Origin of the sequence: Bacillus cereus ATCC 14579, from assembly GCF_000007825.1 — a bacterium.
GTDB lineage: Bacteria > Bacillota > Bacilli > Bacillales > Bacillaceae_G > Bacillus_A > Bacillus_A cereus.
In genome coordinates this window covers 614,716-638,157 of the sequence record NC_004722.1, presented here as the reverse complement: position 1 = coordinate 638,157, position 23,442 = coordinate 614,716, and the positions used below count along the sequence as shown (strand labels likewise).

The following is a 23,442-nucleotide window of genomic DNA, read 5'->3' as shown; positions in this document are numbered from 1 at the left end:
AAGTTTCACTTTACTTCTCTTGTTTTTGCCCAATCCATTTCTCATACAATTTATCGTATTCTCCATTCTCTTTCATATCTTTTAACAAGCTATTAATCTCTTTCGTTAAATCATCTGCACCTTTTTGCACTGCGATTCCGTACGGCTCATCCGTAAAAATTTTCCCTACAACTTCATAATTTGAATCTTGTTTTGCCATGCCGTAAAGAATTGCATTATCTGTCGTTAAAACATCACCTTTTCCTGCTTTTAACGCCGTAAATGCCTCACTGTAATTTTCAAATTCTAATACAGTCGCTTCCGGTGACTTTTGACGAATATTATTTGTCGATGTTGAACCTTTTACGGCTAACACCTTCACACCCTTTTTCACATCATCAATACTTTTAATTTCGCTCCCTTTTTTCACGAGTAACGATTGCCCTGCTTTAAAATATACATCTGAAAAATCGACCTCTTTTTTACGTTCTTCCGTAATTGTCATTGTTGCGATAATTGCATCAATGTCACCATTTTTCAGTAGTGGAATACGTGTTTTAGACGTTACTTCTTTTAATTCTAGTTTCTTTTCATCTCCGAGAATTTTTTTGGCAAGCGCCTTTGCAACATCAACATCAAATCCTTCTACCTGCCCTGTGGAAGGGTTTTTCAATCCAAATAAGTTCGTATCATTCTTCACCCCAACTACTAGTTTCCCGCGCTTCTTAATTTGCTCAACGGCCCCGCCTTGCTTCGTATTCGTTTCTTTCGCCTCATCTTTTTTACTTCCGCATCCAGCAACAACAAGCACGAATAAACATGAAAATACGATTAAAGTAAATAACTTTTTCATTTTAAGCATGAAATTCCTCCTCTAATGATTTAGTACCCGACTTAAAAATAAACGGGCTCTTTCTTGTTCAGGGTTTGCAAAAAAGTTCGCCGGTGTTGTATCTTCAATAATTTGGCCATCATCCATAAATAAGATCCTATCTGCTACCTCTCTAGCAAATCCCATTTCATGCGTGACAACGACCATCGTCATCCCTTCTTTAGCTAGCGTTTTCATAACATCAAGTACTTCCCCGATCATCTCTGGATCAAGAGCAGACGTAGGCTCATCGAATAGCATAATTTCCGGCTGCATCGCAAGTCCTCTAGCAATTGCCACCCGTTGCTGTTGTCCACCAGATAATTGATGTGGATATACACTGGCCTTTTCAGGGATTCCTACTTTCTCTAAATAAAACATTGCTGTTTTCTCAGCTTCCTCTTTTGAAATTTTATTTACTTTAATAGGTGCTAGTGTAATATTTTGAAGAACAGTTTTATGTGGATATAAATAAAAATGTTGAAAGACCATTCCAATATTTCGGCGTAATTCATTCATATCTGTTTTCGCATTGTGTACCTCTGTATTTTGTACAATTAACTCTCCATCTGTAATTGACTCTAACTGGTTTATACACCGGAGTAATGTACTTTTCCCTGATCCTGAAGGCCCAACAACAACTACTACTTCACCTTTTTTCACTTGCACATTAATATCTTTTAAAACTTGAAAGTTGCCATAATATTTATTTACGTTACGAAACTCTATCAACATACTCCCTCCTTCCCCTAACAAAGCATGTACATTCTTTTTATATTCAAAAATAGGCAAAAAAATAACTTCCAGCCTCATTTTGTCCATAAAAAAAAGCAAAGGCATTTTCCCTTTGCTTTTTCATTTCTATTCTATTAAGTTAAGATACTTCTTCTTTCTTATCTTTTCCGTATTCATGTTCCCAGAAATCAGCATTTTTAATTCCCAATGGCCCTGGATCAAATACTGGATCTTTTCCTTCTTTCTTCTGCTTTTCATAATCCTTTAATGCAACTAATGCAGGTTTTTGTAACAATAAAATCGCAATGATATTTACCCATGCCATAATCCCTACACCGATATCACCTAAAGCCCAAGCCGTTGCTGCTGTTTTTATACAACCGTAGAATACAGCTCCTAAAAATACAAATTTTAATACCATAGACATCCAAGGACGGTCTTTATCACGATTTAAGTACGCGATATTCGTTTCTGCAATGTAGTAATACGCCATAATTGTTGTAAACGCGAAGAATAATAACGAGATTGCAACGAAACCATTTCCAAATCCAGGGAAAACAGATTCTACCGCCGCCTGTGTATATCCTGGTCCTGGCTGAGCGCCGTTTAGTTTATTAACGATAAAGTTTTTTCCGCTTGCATCAAATACGTTATACATGCCTGTAATAATCATCATAAATGCTGTTGCTGAACAAACAAATAATGTATCAATGTAAACGGAAAATGCTTGTACTAAACCTTGCTTAGCTGGATGTGATACTTCGGCTGCAGCTGCTGCGTGTGGTCCAGTCCCTTGTCCTGCTTCATTGGAATAAATACCACGTTTTACCCCCCAAGAGATTGCTAAACCGATAATACCACCGAAAGCAGCTTCTAATGCAAATGCACTTCTTATAATTAACATAAATGCTTCTGGCAATTTTTCAATATTCATAGCAACAATGACGCAAGCTACTAATATATAACCTACTGCCATAAACGGTACGACAACTTGCGCTACGTTAACAATTCGCTTTACTCCACCGAAAATGATAAGAGCTAATACGACAACTAATATAGCCCCTGATACGGTAGTATTAATACCAAAAGCCGTTTCTAAACTTACAGCAATACTATTTGCTTGCACGCCCGGTAATAAAAGCCCAGTTGCAAGAATTGTCGCTGCAACGAATACTAAAGCATACCATTTCACACCTAGACCTTTTTCGATGTAATAAGCAGGTCCACCACGAAACTGCCCTTGATGTTTCGTCTTATATATTTGCGCGAGTGTTGATTCTACATAAGCTGATCCTGCCCCTAAAAAGGCTACTGCCCACATCCAAAATACAGCTCCTGGTCCACCGAATGCAACCGCGGTTGCTACCCCAGCAATATTTCCTGTTCCAACGCGTCCTGATAACGAAAGTGCTAACGCTTGGAATGAAGAAACACCAGCTTCTGATTTTTCTCCTTGAAATGTCAGCTTAACCATTTCTCCTACGTGCCTTACTTGTAAAAACTTCGTTCGAATGGAAAAATATAAACCTACTCCTAAACATAAATAAACAAGTGCTGGACTCCAAACAATATTATTTAACCAATTTACGAAAGCTTCCACCATTCCCCCTCCTTATTTATAAAGAATATTCAGAATATATATAAAATTATAAGTGTATACCGAATCTAGGACAATATTATTTTAATAAAGTAAACATATTTTTGTATAAAAAAACAAAGTATATATTTGTTTTATATACTTTGTTTTGAACTAAATGTATTATATATTCACAATTGCTTCTCTTTTAATAATTCTTTCGTATAGCTCTTCTGATAATTTCAAGAAGTTATCAGGCATATCTTTCCCTTTAAACTTCTTTTGAAGCGTTCCATATAAACCTATATCACGTAAACGTAAAAATAGTGGTAACGATTCATACCAACTATCCGCCAGCCTGTGCTCATACTCATATCCTTTTCGTAACACTTGTAACTGTTTACGAGCAAAATCTGTCTTCTCTTCTGCTGTCCACGGTGTAAATAGAACAGAGTAGTATAAAACCATCGCTAAATCATGTATAAAGTAATTATAAGCAGCATCATCAAAATCAAAGATTGTTAGCTCTTTACCATCATAATGAAAATTACCTTGATGAATATCACCGTGCATAAGACCGAACGTTTCTCTTTCAACTGGAAGAGCCTTAATTTCATCCATTAATACTGCTGCAATCTCTTTCACTTGACCATCTTCTAATTCATTAACAATTCCACTTTCGTCTTCTTCCCACGTATCACGGTAGTCTGTTTTAGGATAATCCATTGTAAGGCGATGCAGTTGCCCAATCGCTTTTCCCCACGCTTCAAAATAAGCATCTCCCCAATAAGGCGATTCTGCTCCTTTTACTTGCTCACCTTTTGCATATATAAATAAAGAAGCGAAAAAGAAAGTCCCATCCTCTGCTACGATTTCTTCTACGAGATTTCGAGACGTTGAATAAAGAGGTCCTGCTACCTTTGCCCCATTCTCCGCAACATATCGTAAAAAATCTAGTTCAGCCTCTACCTCTTGTTTAGAACGATGAGAAGAATGTGTTAAACGTAATACATAATCTTCATCATTATCACCCTTCGCCTTAAAAATATAATTCTCAAAATCTCCAAGTGGCTTTTCTTCTACTGTTACATGAAACAAATTCACTGCTCTTTTTAAAATCTCTTTCGTAAAAACACGTTCTACAGCTATTTCCATATATATCCCTCCTATATATCTTCTTAATTCGACACAAATGTTAGAAGTACTGCTATGAAATTGAATAATGCGTGGGCAATCATAGCTGATAAAATAGAATTTGTTTTCTCATATAACCATGCAAATACTACCCCACTCAAAAAATTCACCAGTAATGTGTTATATGTAGGGATATGGACAACGGTAAATATTATGGAACTAATAAACATACCGCCCCACATGCCATATCTATCACGAAAAAATGTATAAAAAACACCTCGATATAAAATCTCTTCATAGATTGGTGATATAATTGCTGCTCCAATTACCACGATACAGAATGAATAGATTGATTTATCATTTTGGACCGTCTCCGTCTTACTATTTTCAAAGGAAATACCCATTTTCTCCATTATCACTAATACAGCAATACTAGCTACAATTAAGAAAATAACCGCTCCAACTGTCCATAAAAGATCTTTCCATGAAAGCTTCCGAATTCCAATATCTTTCCACGAGAGTTTATATCTTTTGATACAAAAAAGATAAACTACAGTAGTAAATATCACTGCCATTATAAAGCCCATTAATACTCCAGCATATAGTGAGTTACCTATCATTTCTAAAATATATTTATAAAAAAGAGATTCAACAGTTACTGGAACAATAACAAATACAAACATAAATAAATATAAAATTTCTTTCCATCCCCACATATCCCTCAAAGTCATTTATATCATCCCCTATACCCTATTTTCTATAGTATAAAAGATGACGTAACGTAACTTTCAAGCTACTTTGTCAAAAATAATCCAAGCATAAATTTCTCACAAAAAGCAAAAATTAACAGAAGTAACTTTATCTAAAAGAGGTGGAAATTGTGAGAGAGAAAAAAGAACAACAAGAGAGTACGGGCCAAAAGCATATGTTTCCATCACTCCCTGAGAACATTAATTACATTGAAAATAAACTTTCTCATTCTGATGATATAAAAAAATTAGATCTCCCTTTTCAAAACGGAAAAGGAATAATCATATATATCGAATCTTTAGCAGACCCAAATCTAATTCATCAATTAGCTCTTGAGCCATTATTAACGCGATCGGATTTATCTTTAGATAAAGCTTTTTCTACATTAAATATGAAAAAAGAAACGAATTTAAATTATGGTGTGCAGCTTTTATTACAAGGTAAATCCTTATATTTTCATGAACACGTCGACAGTTTTTTTATTTTCGAAACAGCTTTATCTTTAAAGCGAGATATAGCAGAGCCTGATAATGAAGGGATTGTGCGCGGTCCACATACTGGTTTTGTAGAGGATCTAGCAACTAATTTAGCTTCGATTCGTAAGCTCATAAAAAGTCCAAATATCGTCGTTAAATATTTCACACTTGGTGAAGAAATGCATACGAAAGTGGCAATTGCTTATATGCAAAACATAGCGAATGACGATTTAGTTACAGAAGTAAAAAGAAGGTTAGAAACGATTAAGACAGATGCACTTATGCCTCCAGGATATATACAAGAATTTATAGAGGATACGTCTTTCTCACCATTTCCGCAGCAATTAAATACAGAGCGTCCAGATAGGACCGCTGCAAATTTAATGGAAGGACGAGTTGCTATTTTATCTGATGGAGATCCCACAGCGCTTATCGTTCCTGTTACGTTATTTGCTTTCTATCAATCACCAGACGATTATAATAACCGCTGGATTGTCGGTTCTTTCGTCCGAATGATTCGCTTAGTGAGTTTCTTGATTGCTTTTCTCTTACCAGCTATATATATCGCAACCGTAGCCTTTCATCCTGATGTATTGCCGCTCGAACTTGTGTATACAATTAAAGCTTCATTAGAGAAAGTACCACTTCCTCCTATTTTTGAAGCTCTCTTAATGGAATTAATCTTTGAATTATTACGGGAAGCTGGTATTCGCTTACCAAGCCGAGTTGGACAAACAATCGGTATTGTAGGTGGTTTAGTAATTGGTGATGCAATTGTAAAAGCTGGACTTGTTTCTTATACGATGATTATTGTTGTAGCTTTAACTGCCATCTCATCTTTTCTCGTTCCATCAAACGATATGAGTTCAGCAGTTCGAATTCTTCGTTTTCCATTAATGATTCTTGCTGCTATATTCGGATACGTCGGAATATCATTCGGTCTAATTATAACTTTCGTTCATTTATGTCAATTACATTCATTTCATACGCCATATCTTTCTCCTGTTGCCCCGATGCGGATAAAAGATATGAAAGATTCTTTCGTAAGACTTCCAATTTGGTCGTTTTGGGAACGACCACATGATCCAAAACCGAAAAAAATGCAACGACAACATGTAACGAGAGAGGATGAGGACGGTGACAAACACGCAAAGTAAAATTTCGCTCGTTCAATTTACCTTTTTCGTTATTCAATGCCAAATCGGAGTTGGTATCCTTTCTCTACCTAACCGTCTTCACCCAATAGCAAAAGGAGGTGGATGGATTTCCGCTCTCGTCGCTGGGCTTGCAATTCAACTTATTATTTTACTTATGTGGCTTTTCTTAAAGCGATTTCCTGATGCAGATATGTATGAAAGCGTTTGTATGCTATTTGGTAATAAGTTTGGAAAACTATTAGGTTTTGCTTATGTTTTTTATTTTACGCTTATTGGTATGACGGTTATGTTGAATGCTTGTAATGTCATTAAAGTATGGATATTACAAGCTACTCCTTGGTCTGCCATTCTCATGCTATTTACAATAGCTTGTTGTTATGTAGCTTATAACACTTTTAAAGTCATCGTACGATTTTATGTCATGGCCTCTATCCTCATTATTCCAATGGCCCTTTTAATTGCTCTAGGGCTTTCCCGAGCTGATTTCTCTTATATTTTTCCCATTACAGAAGCCGGCTGGTGGAATATAATTCAAGCATCCAAGGAAACAATTACAGCCATGTATGGTTTTGAAATCATTCTTATCGCTTTTCCAAAAGTAAATGGCAGTTCTGTCGCAAAACTGAAGGCCATTTCTATCGCTAATGGATTTGTAACACTTTTTTATACTTTTACTGTTTGGATTTGCTTTATCGTATTTAGTCCAAAACAAATTGAGCTTATTCCAGAACCAGTTGCTTACTTATTACGCTCCTTACATATCGGAATTATAGACCGAACTGATTTACTATTTATACCAATTTGGATGATAACTGTTGCAGCTTCTATCGCTAGTTATTATTGCGCTGCTTCAATCGGAATAGGACATATATTCAATCTTGCTAATCATAAAAAAGCTGTTCCAATCATTGGTATTATTGCTTTTAGTGTAGCCTTATTTATAGATACACCTGAAGAATTAAAAGTAATCTCAACTTTCACTGATAAGTTCACCTATATTTTCATAGTTGTCCTTCCTCTTTTATTTCTACTTTATTCTGTGATACGAAATAAGAAAGGAGAACAGTATGTTCAAAAAAAGAGTTAAATTACTTTTTGTATTATGTACTAGTTCCCTCCTTTCTGGATGCTGGGATCAAGAACCATTAAGGGAGGCAAGGTTAGCTTATAGTATTGGATCTGATATTACGGAAGAGAATCAACTCCAGCAAACAATCGAGCTCGTAAAAAGTTCAAGCGGAGAGCAATCTTCATTCGAAAATGAAATACATTCAGCAACGGGGCATAACATAAGGGATACAAGCGATGCCCTAAAAAAAAATGTTACTGGGAATATTCGTTATTTTAAATATGGTGTTCAATTACTAGGAACCAAAATCCTAAAAAAAGGTATATTACCTTATTTAGATGTCAGCTTTCGGGACCCAACAAACCCAACTGCTTTAGTAAAACTTATTGCAGTAGATGGTGAAACATCCGAGATACTAGAAAAAAAGAAAGTAGGAAATTTACTAATTGGAGATTTTCTAAAGAAAAAAGTGAAAAGCTTAGAAGATATGAGTGTATTTCCAAAAGAAACTTTAGAGACAGCTGCTACAAAAATGTTAGATCCCGGTAAAGACTTTACCCTCCCTTCTATAAAAATAAAAGGAAAAGAAGTGATTACAAACGGTCTAGCTTTATTTAACAATGATAAATTAACTGGGCATTTACCTTTGAAACAATCTGTTTTATTCGTATTATTAACCGGAAAAATGGGAACAAGTGCCCGTATAACCCAGAAGCTTACTAGCGATGAATCAGAGAAAACATCTGATTATTTAACAATGGAAATTAGCAACCGAAAGTTAAAACGAGACTTAAAAATAACAACAGATAAAAAAGGAAATGTTTATGCTCACATTAAGCTCCAACTAAAAGTTATAGCGCTTGAAGCTCCGAGAGATAATCTTTACAAAATGGATGAAAGAAAAAAACTAAATAAAGAATTGTCTAAACAACTTACGAAAGAAGCTAAAAAGATAACGAAAAAGTTACAAAAAGCAAACTGTGATGCTTTCGGTATCGGCAGACACCTTATCGCCTACCACCCTGACTTATGGAAGAAGAAAAATTGGAATAAAGATTATGCAAAAGTAAAATTCAAACCTGAGGTAGAGGTAAACATTTTGTACAGTGGTGTCCTAAAATAAAAAGGTTGTATGCCGCATGGGCATACAACCTTTTTATTTCGTATATCGATACACAATTGATTCATATGGTCTTAAGTTAAGTTTTGCAATATCCTTGCTAGCATCTTTATAATTCGACAGTAGTACTTCTTGTTTCATTCCATCTAATTGAACGTGCGCTGGTACAGAGTACGTTATTTCTTCTCCATAGAAGTTATTTATAACAAGTAGTACTTCACTTTCTGTAGTACGAGTATATGCCCAAATTTTAGGGTCATTTTTATCCAAAATAGCATATTCTCCTTCTGTAATTACATCATATGTTTTTCTAAGTTCTATTAACTTTTTATAATGATAAAATACGGACTCTTTATCTTCTAATGCCTTCTCTACGTTTATTTCTTTAAAGTTTTCAGCCGCTGAAATCCAAGGTGTACTTGTTGTAAAACCACTGTTCATCTCTTCATTCCACTGCATCGGAGTGCGAGAGTTGTCACGAGATTTTTGCTTTAAAATCCCGATAATCTCTTCTTTTGATAGCCCTTCTTTTAGCTTTATATCGTATATATTTAACGATTCCACATCACGATATTGCTCGATGGACTCAAATTTAGGATTCGTCATACCGATTTCTTCCCCTTGATAAATATAAGGCGTTCCTTGCAGCATGTGCATGGCTGTCGCTAACATTTTTGCAGATTCGTTTCGGTACTTTCCATCATCACCAAAGCGTGACACGATGCGAGGCTGGTCATGATTACACCAAAATAACGCATTCCATCCTCCGCCCTTTTGCATTTCAATTTGCCAGCTAGACATAATCTCTTTTAATTTAATAAAATCAAAATCAGCCTTCGTCCACTTATCACCATTCGGATAATCTACTTTTAAATGATGGAAACTAAACGTCATACTTAATTCATTACGCTCAGGGTTTGAATATTTAATACAATTATCAATTGTCGTAGATGACATTTCTCCAACTGTAATTACATCTTTTCCTGCAAAAACATTTCGGTTCATCTCTTGTAAATATTCATGAACACGCGGACCATCTGTATAATACTTGCGTCCATCACTTGTCGCAGTACTACCTTCATCGTTTAAGAAACATTGGTCTTTTGAAATTAAGTTAATGACATCTAATCGGAATCCTGTTACTCCTTTATCCAGCCAAAAACGCATCATATCATATACTTCTTCACGAAGTTTTTCATTTTCCCAATTTAAATCAGCTTGTGTTTCATCAAATAAATGTAAATAATATTGCTCCGTCTTCTCATCATATTTCCAAGCAGATCCACCAAACTTAGACTGCCAATTATTTTTTTCATCACGCCAAATATAGTAATTACGATATGGACTATTTTTATCTTCCTTCGCTTCTTTAAACCACTTATGTTCAGTCGAACTATGATTTACAACAATATCAAGCATAATCTCAATGTTACGTACTTTCGCTTCTGCTAAAAGTTCTTCAAACTCTTCCATCGTTCCGTAAGATGGATCAATGCTGTAGTAATCACTTACATCATATCCATTATCATTTTGTGGTGATTGGTATATCGGTGTTAACCATATATAATCCACTCCGAGTTCTTTTAAATAATCTAGTTTCTCTGTAACACCTTTTATATCCCCGGTTTCTCTATTGTAATAACTATTAAAGCTCTTCGGATAAATTTGATAGACTACACTTTTATGCCAATCCTTCATGTTTAACTTCCTCCTACTTCTGTTTGACTCTTTTTGCAAATAACCATGTTAAAGTAAACGGGATTACAACTGCAATAATCATTCCTACAATAAACATTGGAATCGATTTCGGAATGATAGAAATAAATGCTGGCAATCCGCCAATTCCGATAGCAGGCGCTAATACACCATTTAATGTAATGAATATCGCTGCCACAGCAGATCCTATAATCGCTGCATAGAACGGGAACTTATTTCGTAAATTCACCCCAAACATCGCTGGTTCTGTAATACCGAAGTATGCTGAAATGGCTGATGTTGATGCCATACTTTTATCATTTTGATTTTTAGAAATCCAGAACATCGCAAGTGCCGCACTACCTTGCGCAATGTTAGAAAGAGCGATCATCGGCCAAATAAATGTCCCGCCATGTTGTGCAATCAATTGTAAATCAATTGCAATAAACATATGATGCATACCTGTAATTACAAGCGGTGCATATAACGCTCCAAATAATACTGCTCCAACTACTGGTACTGTTTCATATACACCTACTAATCCTACTGTTAATAAATCTCCAATATGACGTGTAACCGGACCGATAATTCCTAGTGCTAACACACCTGTCACAACGATTGTTGTAATTGGTACAACTAATAATTGAATTGCATTTGGTACATGTTTCTTTAAGAAAATTTCCACTTTACTTAATACAAATGCTGCTACTAAAACAGGTAAAATTTGTCCTTGATATCCTACCTTCTCAATTTGGAATAGTCCTAAAATATTGAAGTACTCAATCTTTTGACCCTCTAAACCAGTCGCTGCTTTTCCATAGTCCCAAGCGTTTAATAAGGCCGGGTGCACAAGCATTAATCCCATAACAATCCCTAGTATTGGACTACCACCAAAACGCTTCGTTGCTGACCAACCGACAAGTGCTGGTAAGAATACGAATGCTGTATTGGCCATCATATTAATTAAATCCCAAAGCCCGCCTAAGTTCGGATAAACATCTAATAAATTTTTCCCATCAAAAAATAAGTCCTTTGCGCCTAATAGATTGTTAATACCCATTAGTAAACCAGCTGTTACGATCGCTGGTAATATCGGCATAAATACATCCGAAAATATTTTTACAAACTTTTGAGCTGGATTTAACTTCTGATTTCCAGAGTCTTTTACGTCCGCTACAGTCGATTCTTTCATACCTGCAAGCGTTATCAATTCAGCGTAAACACGATCTACATCCCCTGGACCAATTACAACTTGAAATATACCAGCGTTATGAAACGCTCCTTTCACTAATGAAACAGACTGTAATTTATCATTATCTATTTTACTTTCATCTTTTAAAGCGATACGGAGCCTCGTCACACAATGTGCAGCTTGTTCAATATTGTCTTTCCCACCAATATACTGCAACACTTCCTCTGCTGTTTTACGATAGTCTTTCCCCATATTCCCGTCCCTCTTTTCTTTTTTTGATACCGTTTACAATTACATATTAACTCGTATATATAAGTTAGTCAACACTCGTATATACGAGTTTGTGTTTTTTTTATAAAAAAAAGAGATGAAACAATATTTTGTTCCACCTCTTTACTTCCTGCGTGCCACATCCGAAAAGTGAAAAATATCTAAACGGTGGCGTGATTCTGTATATTCAAACTGACTTCCATCATACAAATGTGTAAAGTTTTTCACAACGACAACATAGTCTGTTCCATTTAAATCTAAATACTTTCTGTCATCCTCTGTACATGGCTGTACTTCTATTACCCTCTGCGAATAACTAATATGTAGCCCAAGCTCTTTCTCGATGTATTTATAAATCGATGCAGTTGCAATTTCTTTCGTTAATCCTGGAATAAACTCAGATACAAAATGATTTATATCTAAAATTACTTTTTCTCCATCAATATTTCGTACACGTTTAATATGGTCAATCTCTGTTTTTTCTTTTACATTTAATAATTTCGCAATGTCTTTTGTGGCTTTTTCTTTGTCCATTTCCACAACTTCCGTAATACAATGACGTCCTAAACGTTCATTTTCTTCTTGGAAACTTACAATACCGCCAAAATTAAATTCAATATTTTTTCGCTTTAAAACAAAAACACCTTTTCCATGAATTTTTTGCACATATCCACGCTCTTGCAGTAAATCTACAGCTTTTCTTACCGTGCCTCGGCTTGCCTCATACTGCTTCATTAATTCTGTTTCTGATGGGATTTTGCATCCCTCTTTTAATTGTTTATTATCAATAGATTTACTGATTTCTGTATAAATTTGTTCATACTTACTCATCATCTACAATAGCCCCTTGTCACCTTCTAATTCTATATGTATTATAACATGCTTCACTCTTCTGCCAATCTCTCACTTATTTTCCAGTACAAGAAAAATATAGGTAAATATTTAATCTTTAAAACGTATTTTTATAAAAATTTTTATATTTTTCTTTTCATTCAAAAAAACATGTAGTATACTAACTTCAAAATCAGAGGAGAAAGGGAGCAAAGAACTATGCTTACTTATACAACAACTGTAGTTACATTTGCACAAAAACATCATCATCATACGTAACCCTTGAAACCTAGCGGAAAAATTACGCGTAGGTACAAGGGTTATTCCCGTTGTACCTACGCTTTGGCGAAAGAGCCATGTAGGTATTTTTTTATCTACATGGCTCTTTTTTTATTGTCAAAAAGCTAGTAAAAAATGATGTTTAAGCAAAACTTACTACAAAGGAGTTAACAAAAATGGAAACGAAAAAATGGGGATTATGGGTTTTAACAGCATTTGTTATCGGGAATATGGTTGGCGGTGGCGTATTTATGCTTCCGGCAAATTTAGCACAAGTATCAGGGCCAATGGGTTCTACACTCGCATGGAGTATTACAGGCCTTGGCGTATTTATGATTGCACTTGTATTTGGAAATTTAGCGATTCGGAAACCAGAATTAAAAGCTGGACCACAAAGCTATGCTCAAGCGATGTTTCCTTCAAAAAAAGCTGGTAAAGTTGCAGGATATAGTATGGCATGGGGATATTGGGCTGCTAACTGGGCTGCAACAGCATCTGTTATTATTTCCTTTGCTGGATATTTATCAACATTCTTTCCAGTTTTACAAAGTAAGCAAATTCTTTTTTCAATAAATGGATTTTCACTGGAACTCGGAAAAGGATTAACTTTCCTCGTATGTAGCCTTATGCTTTGGGGAATTCAATATATTCTTTCTCAAAATATTGATCGAGCTGGAAACATGAATCTACTTGCTACCATTGCAAAAATTATTGGATTTACAATGTTTATTGTAATTACATTATTCATTTTCAACGCCTCTAATTTCGGAGACGGTCAAACCTTTATGAATGAAGCTGGACAATCAATCTCATTAGGTGGACAAATCAATTCAGCTGCTATTGCAACACTCTGGGCATTTATCGGTATTGAATCAGCAGTTATGCTTTCTAATCGTGCAAAATCACAGCGCGATGTAAAAAAAGCTACGATTTTCGGATTAATTATCGCTCTTCTTATTTACATGTCAATTACTTTACTTACAATGGGAGCTCTTCCGCAAGATGCTTTAAAAGAGTCTCAAAAACCATTAGTAGACGCATTAAATTTAGCAATTGGAAATAAAGGTGCATATATAATGGCTTTACTCGCTCTTATATCTTTATTTGGATCTACAGTTGGCTGGATTGTTGTTAGTTCAGAGGTACCTTACCAGGCAGCAAAAAATGGACTTTTCCCTAAGTTTTTCGGGAAAACAAATAAAAAAGGTAGTCCTGCAAAATCATTATTGATTACAAATGTAATGACGCAAATTTTCTTATTTTCAACGATTTCTGGTACTGTTTCAGAAGCGTATAGTTTCGCTATCGTCGTAGCAACATTAGCCTATTTAATTCCATACCTTGTTTCTACCTTGTACCAATTAAAATTAGTTATTACAGGAGAAACGTATGATATACTGCCAGGATCTCGAGTAAAAGATGGAATCATTACTACATTGGCGTTGGTATACTCCATTTGGGTTATCAAAACGGGAACTGCTGATTTAAAAACGTTCTTCTTAGGAATTGGATTGTTCGTATTAGGTCTTATTCTTTATCCAGTACTAATGAAAGACTCACAAAAAACGGATTAAATAAAGAGAAGCTGCTGGCTTCTCTTTTTTATTAAAAATCTGTAATTAACTTTTCTTTTAGCTCTCCTACAGATAAAGGTTTCGCATAATAAAATCCCTGTACATAATCACAGCTCATTGATTGTAACAAACTCTCTTGCTCTACTGTTTCTACTCCTTCAGCAACTACTGCTAAATTTAAACTATGAGCAATTTCAATAACGGATTTTACAATCGTTCGTTCTGGTTGTGCGTGATCATAATGAAATTCACGAATAAAATTACGATCAATTTTTACAATATCCAGTGGTAGTTGTTTTAAATAATATAAGGAAGAATAGCCAGTTCCGAAATCATCCAAAGCAATTAAAACACCCATATTTCTTAATTCTTGTAATGTAGCAATAATATAATCAAAATGGCGGACTGCAATACTTTCCGTTATTTCTAATATTAAACGGTTCGGAGGAAAACCAGTTCTCTTTAAAATGCTACGTACTGATAAAATAAAACGTTTCTGCATTAATTGTTGTATAGATAAATTCACAGATAACTTTAGTCCTTCTTGATAATTCGGCAATGTTTTAAACAAGCGACATGATTTTTCTAATACCCAGTCTCCTAGTTTTATAATAAGTCCAGACTCTTCAGCTACAGGGATAAATTCGCTTGGTGAAATAGGTCCGTCTTCTGTCATACAACGTACTAGAGCTTCTATACCAGAATATCTCTTCGTTTTCAAATCAATAATAGGCTGCAATGCTACATCTAACTCTTCATCACGAATTGCCTTTTGCAAAGCAAACTCAACTTTCATTCTACGATTTATTTTCGCGCGTAGCTCATCTGTAAAGAAACACGCAGCGTTTCTCCCCTGTTCTTTTGCACTATACATAGCTAAGTCAGAGTTTTTCAATAACGTTTCCACATCTTGTCCGTCTTGTGGATAAGAACAAAGTCCTAGACTAGCTGAAATGTATACTTCATGGCCTTCCAGCATAAATGGTGCCTGAAAACATGACAATACAGATGTCGCTAACTGACTCATATCATCTTGTCTATGATTTTTTGTTAACAGCACAAATTCGTCGCCACCTAGCCTAGCCAAAACATCTTTCTCTCCTAGTACATAATGCAACCTTGAAGCAACTTCACTTAAAAGTAAATCCCCTATCATATGACCTAATGTATCATTTACTAATTTAAAACGGTCCAAATCAAAGTAAATCATACCAAATTCTTTTTTATCTGCAATCAATTCGTTAACGGTCGTTATTAATTGTAAACGGTTAGGCAAACTCGTTAAAGCATCATGATAGGCAAGTTCCCTATAACGACTTTCACTTAGCCGCAATCTATGTTCCGCTTCTTTTCTACTACTAATATCATTTCGAATTGCGATAAATTGGTATGGCTCTCCTTTTTCATTTAAAAATGGAACAATTGTTGTTTTGACCCAATAATATGTACCATCTTTTGCTCGATTCCGAATCTCACCTGTCCATACTTTCCCATTCAAAATACGTTTCCATAAATCTTGAAAAAAGGTTTTTGGATGATGTCCTGAATTTAAAATACGGTGATCTTTTCCAATTAATTCTTCTCTTTTGTATTTAGAGATTTCACAAAATTTATCATTTACATATGTAATAAGACCTTTTCGATCTGTAATTGCAACAATTGAAGACTCATCTAATGCTAACTTTAAATCTCGCAATGAAGAGTCATATAATGCATGACCTCTCTGTTCTAGCATGCGCATCTCTCCTTGCTTCTATCTGACTAAAACACAACCTGTTTCTCTTCATAGAAATAGAGATATTTCATTTTCTAATACTAGCCCATTACATAAATTATCTTTTTGAATAGACCGATTAAAATAACATAATATTATTTGTAATAAAAAGCAATATTATACCGTTCTAATTATAAATAGTAGCTTCTCATCTCCCTAATTATTTCGCGCCTTATTATACTGCAATCCCTTTAAGTGTCTCTATGCAAGCCTTGTTTCCAACTAATACCACTCACATCTGATCTCTTTGTTTTTAATAACGAAATAGAAATTAGAGCATACTACATAACTATTCACGAATAATAATATAAAACTCTACATCAATGTATATGTTTTTGAATTACAATAACAAAATATTAACATATTTTCACCTTAATTTTGGAAGTATTTTATAAATAAATACCGTATTAAACTAAAAAAGAGGATAGCCTCTTTTTTAGTTTAATACGAATATGGTATTTGCTGATAACCTGGGTATGGCATTGGATACGTTACAGGGTATGGTGATGGATAAGCTACTGGATATGGAGCGGGATAATACCCTCCACTTGTTGCACCTGTTAATGCACCAGCTGTCAGTCCGCCTAACACTCCTCCTGCAAAGCTTCCAGGGAAAAATCCGCCTCCCCATGAACTACCACCACCCCAGCCCCATCCGCCTCCGTGATGATGATGGTGATCATAGTGATTGTGTCCTCCATGGTGATGATGTCCACCGTTATGATTGTGCCCACCATGATTGTGTCCTCCATGATGATTTCGATAATACAATCCATTATTTTCTATATAATTCATGTTTCTCCGCTCCTTTTCGATTTTTTCATTTTCATATGCGTTAAGAGTGGGATAAAAAATGGGATAGTACACTGTATGTAGGACAAATGCGGAAAGTATAGGTGAAATGTCTATATTTTGTAAAAAAAGCAAAACACCTTATAATAAAGATGTCATATTACATCTTCTATTTAAGAAGTCTATATTGAAAAAAGATTAGGGGAATTATATAGAAATGAAGAAGCCTATCGTTCAATTACTATTAATATTTACAATTGTATCTATCGTTCTGTTCCTATTAAATACATCGTATATCTCGTTATATACATTTGTCGGTGCTCTATGGTCCATCACAATCGTAGGAATTTCATTCGTTATTTTTATAGAAAATAGATCTCCACAAAGTACATTAGCATGGTTTTTAGTATTAGCACTTCTTCCTATTATAGGTGTGCTTTTATACGCTATTTTCGGACGCAGCCGCTGGAGAAGAAAAAAACATCTCCATCGTTCAGAAGAACAAAGAAAATTATTCCGTGAAATATTAGAAGGAAGAAGACTAGAGTTATTACTCACAGTCCCACTAAATGAACGTTCCATACATTTAACAGAAGTCATACAAAAATTTGGAGGCGGTCCTGCCGCAGATAGAACAACTACAAAACTTTTAACAAACGGAGATCAAACATTTTCAGAAATTTTGCGAGCTATAGAGCAAGCAAAACATCATATACATATTCAATACTACATTTATAAATCTGATGAAATTGGTACAAAAGTTCGAGATGCTTTAATACAAAAAGCAAAAGATGGTGTTATTGTACGCTTCCTTTATGATGGCCTTGGAAGTAATACGTTAAGAAGACGATTTTTACAACCTATGAAAGAAGCTGGGATTGAAATTGTAGAATTTGACCCTATTTTTTCAGCTTGGTTACTTGAAACTGTCAATTATCGTAACCATCGAAAAATTGTTATTGTAGATGGCGAAATTGGTTTTACCGGAGGACTCAATGTCGGTGATGAATATCTTGGCCGTTCCAAGAAATTTCCTGTTTGGCGTGATAGTCATTTAAAAATAGAAGGAAAAGCATTATATAAATTACAAGCAATCTTTCTAGAAGACTGGCTCTATGCCTCTAGTGGTTTAAATACTTATTCCTGGGATCAATTCATGAATAGACAATACTTCCCAGGTAAAGAGATTTCAAATGCAGAAGGTGCTGTTCAAATCGTAGCAAGCGGACCAAGCTCCGATGATAAAAGTATTCGTAATACATTATTAGCTGTTATGGGCTCTGCAAAAAAATCCATTTGGATCGCTACACCCTACTTTATTCCAGATCAAGAAACTTTAACATTATTACGCTTAAGTGCAATTGCCGGAATAGATGTACGGATTTTATATCCAGGTAAAAGTGATAGCATCATTAGTGATCAAGCATCTCAATCCTATTTCACTCCGCTTTTAAAAGCTGGTGCTTCTATTTACAGTTATAAAGATGGTTTTATGCATGCAAAAATTGTACTCGTTGATGATACAATTGCAACTATTGGAACAGCGAACATGGATGTACGTAGCTTTGAATTGAATTACGAAATTATTAGTGTACTTTATGAATCAAAAACAGTTCACGATATTAAACGTGATTTTGAAGAAGATTTTAAACATTCAACTGAAATTAAATGGAACTCTTTCCAAAAAAGAAGTATAAAAAAACGCATATTGGAGTCTTTCATGAGGCTTATTTCTCCTTTACTGTAGGCAATCAACTTCATCTTGATTGCTTTTTCTTTTCCCTTTATCCCCCTTCCTTTTCTTTGCATACCATATTAAAACAAGTTATCATAAGATGTATTACTTTATGAAAATAATGTTAGGTGGGAAATACATGTTAGAACAATTTCATATACATGCTGATTTAAAACAACAGCTTTCTACGATTCATGAAAAGAATAAGCAAGAAGCTGGTGAAAATGCACATTTAATCGGAACGAAAATATATAAAGCGTCTGATAATAGCATTATTGAAGATGCGATTACAGCACTTCTTCTTGGCAAGAACATTCTATTAAAAGGACCGACTGGTAGTGGTAAAACAGTACTAGCGGAAACTCTTTCTTCTTTATTCCAAAAACCAATGCATAGCATTAACTGCTCTGTCGACTTAGATGTAGAGGGTATTTTAGGATACAACACACTACAAACGAAAGATGGTGCATCTGAAGTTTCATTCGTTAACGGTCCTCTTATGAAAGCAATGAAGAACGGTCACTTCCTATATATTGACGAAATCAATATGGCAAAACCTGAAACGTTACCACTTCTTCACGGTGCATTAGATTACCGTAAAATGATCACAAACCCATTTACACAAGAGGTTGTATACGGTGATGACGAATACCGTGTAATTGCTGCGATTAACGAAGGTTACGTTGGAACAAGTGAACTAAATGAAGCGTTAAAAAACCGTTTCGTTATTATTGAAGTTCCTTACATTCAAGGTGATACATTAAAAGAACTATTATTAGCAGAATCAAAATTAAATGATGTTGCAACAATTGAAAAGTTTGTTGCATTTGCAAGCGACCTTATGCCTTTAGCTCGCGATGGACGTGTAAGTGAAGAAGCAGCAAGTATTCGTGGTATTATCGACGCATGTGATTTAGGTGTATATATTCCTGTTATGCGAGCGATTGAACGAAGCATAATTGCAAAACTTAATGATGAAACAGAACAAATGACTGTCCGTGAATTAGCAGAAAGTTATTTCTTTGAGGGATAATTTATGAGACAAATTTTTAGTGACAAAAAAATTGATGCGTCGCTGTTTCTACAAATGGAAAACTTAATGTATGCCCTTCTAAAAGAAGACGATGCCTATCTTGAATATGGCTATAAAGCATACTACGACGAAATTGAAAAGAAAGTTGTCATTAGTCACTTTTGGGATGATCGAAAAGAAGAAGATACAGTAATCGGATTAAAAAGCGAAGTGTTCTTAAAAGCACTTGGTAATAAACATTACTCGGACATGACTTTAATTCGTTCTTATGCGATTGAATTGCAAGAATCGCCCCTAAAAAAGTTTTTAACACAATTATTTGTTCTATTAGAAGATTTACGCGTTGAGGAAATTGTAAAGAACTTACGTCCTGGCACGAAGCATGTTTTTAAAAGAAGAAAAGAAATGTATCGCAATTACTTTAGCTCACAAAATGAAATCAATCGCGTTCGTAACTATCACGGTGATCGTCTATTTTGCCTATGCTATCTTTCATTAACGAGCGATAAATATGAAATGTTTAATAATGAATATTTCGAACAAATTGAAGCTATTTTGCATGAAACATTCCAAGCTCGTAATACGGAAGATATTATGTATATCGTTGAGAAAATTCGCTACCGCTTAGAGGAGCTTCTTGAAAGTGATATGCTTAACAACTATTTCGGACATGCTCCACTTTACTTATCTGTTCTTGCAGACGAAAAGAACTGTCGCGTCGAAGATTTAGCAAATGATGATACGCAGCTTATAGATGACGATGAAAATAAAAACAAAATGGATGAAAGTTTCTCCACATGGCATCGTGAAAATAAAAATAACGAAAACGAGAACTTTTTACGCTTTGAATTAGAAAGCGGAACAAAAACAAACATGATGGGCGATACTGCTCGTGAATCAGAAGATGGCGACCAAGCACTTGGTTCTGTACAAGGTACTTCTCAAAAAAGTACACAATCCAACTTTGATGGCGCTGATACAGAAGAAGCAAGGGCTTCACACGCTTCTAGTCAAAATGATGGTGCATATGGTAAATATAACACTGGCGCTTCTCATACATTTAAAGAAGCACGTAAACCAAATCCTGATGAGAAAAAGGATTACCAAGCTATCAAATCAGTCGTTAATAAAGATGTAAAAGAATTAAAGAAAATTATCGAAAAAACGATTGAAAATAAAACGAATGCAAATAGTGATAAATATTACGGAAGACTTCGTAAGAAATTCCTTCGTATTTATACTGAAAAGCAGCCTCGCATGTTTTATAAAAAAGGGCAAGAATCACAAGAGCTCGACGTTGCATTCCAACTGTTAGTTGACTGTTCTGGTTCTATGTATAACAAAATGGAAGAAACGAAGAAGAGTGTTGTACTATTCCATGAAGCTTTAAAATCTTTAAAAATCCCGCACGCTATTAGCGGATTTTGGGAAGATGCCTCTAGCGCTAAACCTGAAGATAAGCCGAACGTTATCCATGAAGTTGTAAATTATAAAAACTCAACGTTACCAAACGTTGGTCCAGAAATTATGCAACTTCGTGAAGAAGAAGATAACCGCGACGGATATATTATTCGTATCGTTTCTGAAAAGCTTGCCAAAAGACCTGAGAAACATAAATTCTTACTAGTCTTCACAGACGGTGAGCCTTCTGCGCTAGACTATCAACAAGACGGAATTTTAGATACGCATGAAGCTGTTAAACTCGCGCGTAAAAGTGGTATGGAAGTAATCGGTATCTTCATCGAAGAAGGCGAAGCGAAAGAAGCAACTTATCAATTGATGAAAAACATTTATAACCATCACTTCTTAGTTGCAAATCACGCTGAAGATTTACGACTGAAGATTAAACCATTACTGAAAAAATTATTACTGAAGACGATTGAATAGAAAATAGGAGCCTTGTGGCTCCTGTTTTTTCGTTCAATTACTTTGTTTCTGGTTGAAACTTGTATGGAATGGCTACTTCTAACAAATATTCAAATCCTCCGTCATAGTATGGGAAGCGCTCATTCGCAATTGTTCGATCCACCCACTCTACTGCAGAAATTTCACCTTCATCTTCCGCAATAAGTTCACCTTTTTCTACATTCGCTCGGAATGTAAAGAATAGCGCATGATTCCCTGATTCTTCAAAGAATTTTTCATTGATCGCAACAAGTCCACCTAACGTAGCAGTTAAACCTGTCTCTTCTTTCACTTCTCTTATTAGTGCTTCCTCTAATATTTCACCTTTTTCCACAGCCCCACCTGGCAATGACCAAACGTTTTGTTCTACATTATGTACCATTAATATTTTATCTGTTTCTTCGTCATGTATTAGTGCATATACGACATCAACTCTTTGCATAAGACTTCTCTCCTTCCAAAAATGAGGAAGAGCCGATTCCTAAGAATCGACTCTTCCTATTAATTCATCACTAACTCAGCTGTGAGCTTTTTTTTTAACTTAGCCAGCATGTCAGTTGTCATTTTGTCTAAATCGTATTCTGCTTTAAAGCCCCACTCTTTCATTGCTGCTGTTGCATCAATAGAGTTTGGCCAGCTATCAGCGATTGTTTGACGAGCTGGATCTACTGCATAATCCATTGTAAACGTCGGAATGTGTTTACGAATTGACGCTGCAATTTGCTCTGGCTCGAAGCTCATTGCTGTAATGTTAAATGCATTTCTATGCACTAGCTTACTTGGATCAGCTTCCATTAATGAAATGATCGCTTGTAAAGCATCAGGCATATACATCATGTCCATATATGTTCCTTCAGCAATGTATGAGGTGTATGCACCTTTTTTAATCGCCTCATAATAAATTTCAACTGCATAATCAGTCGTTCCGCCTCCTGGAGGCGCTACGTAAGAAATTAAACCTGGGAAACGGACACCGCGCGTATCTACGCCAAATTTTTGATGATAATAATCACACAGTAATTCTCCTGCCACTTTGTTTACCCCATACATCGTAGTAGGACGCTGAATTGTATCTTGCGGTGTATTATCTTTTGGCGTTGATGGACCAAATGCACCGATAGAACTTGGCGTGAAGAACTTACAGTTTAATTCACGAGCTGCTTCTAGAGCATTTACAAGTCCACCCATATTTAAATTCCATGCAAATAACGGATTTTTTTCTGCTGTTGCTGAAAGTAAAGCTGCTAAATGAATAATTGTATCTACTTCATTACGCTTTGCGATATCATGTAGTTTTTGTCCATCTGTTACATCTAACGTTTCAAATGGACCAGACGTTACTACTTCACTATCTGTTTCACGAATATCTGTTGCAATAACATTTGATGCGCCGTATACATCACGAAGTTTCATTACTAGTTCAGAACCAATTTGCCCTAAAGAACCGGTTACTAGAATTTTTTTCATTTTCCCCACTCCTCATTTGCAAGCTATT

The 23,442-nt window shown here is 35.3% G+C and carries 19 protein-coding genes; 7 read left to right on the top strand and 12 right to left on the bottom strand.

The window, feature by feature from the left end:
* Positions 1–10: 10 nt before the first annotated feature.
* The 5 genes from glnH to BC_RS03190 form a co-directional block, all read right to left on the bottom strand.
* Positions 11–841 (bottom strand): glutamine ABC transporter substrate-binding protein GlnH, encoded by an 831-nt coding sequence (gene glnH / locus BC_RS03210; protein ID WP_000916486.1) that lies wholly within the window; start codon positions 839–841, stop codon positions 11–13.
* Positions 842–853: 12 nt separating this feature from the next.
* Positions 854–1,582 (bottom strand): amino acid ABC transporter ATP-binding protein, encoded by a 729-nt coding sequence (locus BC_RS03205; RefSeq protein WP_153018810.1) that lies wholly within the window; start codon positions 1,580–1,582, stop codon positions 854–856.
* Positions 1,583–1,724: 142 nt separating this feature from the next.
* On the bottom strand, positions 1,725–3,185 hold the full coding sequence (locus BC_RS03200; protein ID WP_000387162.1) for an alanine/glycine:cation symporter family protein: 1,461 nt from the start codon (positions 3,183–3,185) through the stop codon (positions 1,725–1,727).
* A 159-nt stretch (positions 3,186–3,344) separates the two neighbouring features.
* Positions 3,345–4,316: a phosphotransferase enzyme family protein gene (locus BC_RS03195; protein WP_000401659.1), complete on the bottom strand. Its 972-nt coding sequence runs from the start codon at positions 4,314–4,316 to the stop codon at positions 3,345–3,347.
* A 23-nt stretch (positions 4,317–4,339) separates the two neighbouring features.
* Positions 4,340–5,026: a CPBP family intramembrane glutamic endopeptidase gene (locus tag BC_RS03190; RefSeq protein WP_000175183.1), complete on the bottom strand. Its 687-nt coding sequence runs from the start codon at positions 5,024–5,026 to the stop codon at positions 4,340–4,342.
* 149 nt (positions 5,027–5,175) lie between these two features.
* Here BC_RS03190 and gerKA point away from each other — a divergent pair, with 149 nt between their 5' ends.
* The 3 genes from gerKA to gerKC are packed head-to-tail and all read left to right on the top strand — an operon-like array spanning position 5,176 to position 8,870.
* The gene (gerKA, locus tag BC_RS03185) at positions 5,176–6,678 is read left to right on the top strand and encodes a spore germination protein GerKA (RefSeq protein ID WP_001208313.1); all 1,503 of its coding nucleotides are present in this window, start codon (positions 5,176–5,178) and stop codon (positions 6,676–6,678) included.
* Positions 6,659–7,765: a GerAB/ArcD/ProY family transporter gene (locus BC_RS03180; protein ID WP_000185799.1), complete on the top strand. Its 1,107-nt coding sequence runs from the start codon at positions 6,659–6,661 to the stop codon at positions 7,763–7,765. Before gerKA ends, BC_RS03180 begins: the two co-directional genes overlap by 20 nt.
* Complete coding sequence (gene gerKC, locus BC_RS03175; protein WP_000474043.1) at positions 7,746–8,870, top strand: spore germination protein GerKC; 1,125 nt, start codon at positions 7,746–7,748, stop codon at positions 8,868–8,870. Before BC_RS03180 ends, gerKC begins: the two co-directional genes overlap by 20 nt.
* Before the next feature lie 33 nt (positions 8,871–8,903).
* Here gerKC and treC read toward each other — a convergent pair whose 3' ends face one another.
* The 3 genes from treC to treR all read right to left on the bottom strand — a co-directional run bounded on the left by treC (position 8,904) and on the right by treR (position 12,858).
* A complete protein-coding gene (gene treC / locus BC_RS03170; RefSeq protein WP_000656142.1) occupies positions 8,904–10,565 on the bottom strand; it encodes an alpha,alpha-phosphotrehalase in 1,662 nt (553 codons plus the stop codon).
* A gap of 13 nt (positions 10,566–10,578) precedes the next feature.
* Positions 10,579–12,006 (bottom strand): PTS system trehalose-specific EIIBC component, encoded by a 1,428-nt coding sequence (gene treP, locus BC_RS03165; RefSeq protein ID WP_000513942.1) that lies wholly within the window; start codon positions 12,004–12,006, stop codon positions 10,579–10,581.
* 141 nt (positions 12,007–12,147) lie between these two features.
* Entirely contained in the window at positions 12,148–12,858 is a 711-nt protein-coding gene (gene treR / locus BC_RS03160) for a trehalose operon repressor (RefSeq protein WP_000987240.1), read from the bottom strand.
* A 452-nt stretch (positions 12,859–13,310) separates the two neighbouring features.
* Here treR and BC_RS03155 point away from each other — a divergent pair, with 452 nt between their 5' ends.
* A complete protein-coding gene (locus tag BC_RS03155; RefSeq protein ID WP_000448441.1) occupies positions 13,311–14,708 on the top strand; it encodes an amino acid permease in 1,398 nt (465 codons plus the stop codon).
* Positions 14,709–14,739: 31 nt separating this feature from the next.
* Here the strand turns inward: BC_RS03155 and BC_RS03150 are convergent, their stop codons facing one another.
* Both BC_RS03150 and BC_RS03145 read right to left on the bottom strand, forming a co-directional pair.
* Positions 14,740–16,443 (bottom strand): putative bifunctional diguanylate cyclase/phosphodiesterase, encoded by a 1,704-nt coding sequence (locus BC_RS03150; protein WP_000893345.1) that lies wholly within the window; start codon positions 16,441–16,443, stop codon positions 14,740–14,742.
* Between the two features lie 480 nt (positions 16,444–16,923).
* On the bottom strand, positions 16,924–17,277 hold the full coding sequence (locus tag BC_RS03145; RefSeq protein ID WP_001106379.1) for a hypothetical protein: 354 nt from the start codon (positions 17,275–17,277) through the stop codon (positions 16,924–16,926).
* A gap of 214 nt (positions 17,278–17,491) precedes the next feature.
* Here BC_RS03145 and BC_RS03140 point away from each other — a divergent pair, with 214 nt between their 5' ends.
* The 3 genes from BC_RS03140 (at position 17,492) to BC_RS03130 (ending at position 21,929) form a co-directional block, all read left to right on the top strand.
* Positions 17,492–19,021, top strand: coding sequence for a cardiolipin synthase (locus tag BC_RS03140; RefSeq protein WP_000743034.1), 1,530 nt, complete (start codon positions 17,492–17,494; stop codon positions 19,019–19,021).
* 127 nt (positions 19,022–19,148) lie between these two features.
* Entirely contained in the window at positions 19,149–20,042 is an 894-nt protein-coding gene (locus BC_RS03135; RefSeq protein WP_000892973.1) for an ATP-binding protein, read from the top strand.
* 3 nt (positions 20,043–20,045) lie between these two features.
* The gene (locus BC_RS03130) at positions 20,046–21,929 is read left to right on the top strand and encodes a vWA domain-containing protein (protein ID WP_001248875.1); all 1,884 of its coding nucleotides are present in this window, start codon (positions 20,046–20,048) and stop codon (positions 21,927–21,929) included.
* Between the two features lie 37 nt (positions 21,930–21,966).
* Here BC_RS03130 and BC_RS03125 read toward each other — a convergent pair whose 3' ends face one another.
* Both BC_RS03125 and BC_RS03120 read right to left on the bottom strand, forming a co-directional pair.
* Positions 21,967–22,389: an NUDIX hydrolase gene (locus tag BC_RS03125; RefSeq protein ID WP_001189941.1), complete on the bottom strand. Its 423-nt coding sequence runs from the start codon at positions 22,387–22,389 to the stop codon at positions 21,967–21,969.
* A 59-nt stretch (positions 22,390–22,448) separates the two neighbouring features.
* Entirely contained in the window at positions 22,449–23,414 is a 966-nt protein-coding gene (locus BC_RS03120; protein ID WP_000723125.1) for an L-threonine 3-dehydrogenase, read from the bottom strand.
* Positions 23,415–23,442 lie beyond the last annotated feature (28 nt).